The organism is Phytobacter sp. V69, assembly GCF_965644215.1.
Lineage (GTDB): Bacteria > Pseudomonadota > Gammaproteobacteria > Enterobacterales > Enterobacteriaceae > Phytobacter.
This window is the reverse complement of the sequence record NZ_CBFFRL010000412.1, coordinates 1-1,594: the sequence shown is the minus strand read 5'-3', so window position 1 is coordinate 1,594 and position 1,594 is coordinate 1. Positions and strand designations below refer to the sequence as shown.

At 53.1% G+C, this 1,594-nt stretch carries 2 protein-coding genes; both read left to right on the top strand.

Annotated features, from left to right (window positions below; genetic code table 11):
• Positions 1–111: 111 nt before the first annotated feature.
• Positions 112–1,095 carry a zinc transporter ZntB gene (gene zntB, locus ACSZPU_RS25625; protein WP_499004419.1) on the top strand — a complete coding sequence of 328 codons (984 nt, stop codon included), beginning with the start codon at positions 112–114 and terminating at the stop codon, positions 1,093–1,095.
• Positions 1,096–1,372: 277 nt separating this feature from the next.
• Positions 1,373–1,522 (top strand): proline-rich small protein YnaL, encoded by a 150-nt coding sequence (gene ynaL / locus ACSZPU_RS25620; protein ID WP_499004418.1) that lies wholly within the window; start codon positions 1,373–1,375, stop codon positions 1,520–1,522.
• Positions 1,523–1,594 lie beyond the last annotated feature (72 nt).

Below are 1,594 nucleotides of genomic sequence, written 5' to 3'. Positions count from 1 at the left end.
TTATCTTTCAATGGTCAAGCTGGGTTGCATCCGATTGTTTTACAAGAGGTTATGCAATTAAGGGACACAGCCTAGACTGACAACAGCATGAGTGTTGATTGTGGAGGCGCTGTGGAAGCGATCAAAGGAACGGATGTCGATATTCCGGATGCTGTTTTCGCCTGGCGGCTGGATGGCAAAGGCGGGGTTAAGCCGCTGGAAGGTGATGATGTAATTGATGCCCAGCATCCTTGTTGGCTGCATTTGAATTATACCAATCAGGAAAGTGCGCAGTGGCTGGCATCAACGCCGCAACTGCCTAACAGCGTTCGCAACGCGCTGGCCGGCGAAAGTCTGCGCCCGCGTGTCAGCCGCGTGGGAGAGGGCACGCTGATTACGTTGCGCTGTATTAACGGCAGCACGGATGAACGTCCTGACCAATTGGTCGCGGTGCGCGTCTATATGGATGAGCGGATGATCATCTCGACGCGCCAGCGTAAGGTGCTGGCGCTTGATGACGTGGTGAGTGACCTGGAGGAGGGCACCGGGCCGGTAGATTGCGGTGGCTGGTTGGTGGATGTGTGTGACGCATTGACCGATCATGCCAGCGAGTTTATCGAAGAGCTGCACGATAAGATTATCGATCTGGAAGACAATCTGCTTGACCAGGAGATCCCTCCGAGAGGTTTCCTGGCGTTGCTGCGTAAGCAACTGATTGTGATGCGTCGTTATATGGCGCCGCAGCGGGATGTCTTTGCCCGGCTGGCCAGTGAACGCCTGTCGTGGATGACCGACGATCAGCGCCGCCGCATGCAGGATATTGCAGACCGCCTGGGGCGCGGGCTTGATGAAATTGATGCCTGCATTGCGCGTACGGCGGTCATGACGGATGAAATAACCCAGGTGATGCAGGAGTCGCTTGCGCGCAGGACTTATACCATGTCGTTAATGGCGATGGTTTTTTTGCCCAGTACTTTCTTGACGGGGTTGTTTGGCGTCAATTTGGGGGGCATACCGGGCGGCGGCTGGCGATTCGGCTTCTCACTTTTCTGCATTATGTTGGTCATCCTGATAGGCGGTGTTACCTGGTGGTTGCATCGTAGTAAATGGCTGTAAAATTTCACTTTTTTAACAAAAAATGAACATAAAAACGCCGTTTACTTTGAGCAATATCAATAAATGCTATGCGCAACCAGTGCAATATTGCACTCGCAGGTGAATGCAACGTCAAGCGATGGGCGTTGCGCTCCATATTGTCTTACTTCCTTTTTTGAATTACTGCATAGCACAATTGATTCGTACGACGCCGACTTAGAAGAGTCGGCTTTTTTTTTGCCTCTCAGTTTGTCCGGTCTACCCTTAAAGGATGGCAACGCAATAGAAGGAGGTGAAGATGCGTACGTTGACCCCGCTGTTGATGAGCGATCCGATTCAGACAGATCCGGTTCCGGTGCCCGATCCTATCCCAAGACCCCAGCCCATTCCCGACCCACCGTTCGACCCGGACCCGCGGCCGATTATCGATCCACCGCCGCACCGATAATAAATATCCTCCGGCATAGCCGGAGGTTTTTCTGATGCGCCTATAAGGCTCTCTTACCAGCCGCGCCCTAAC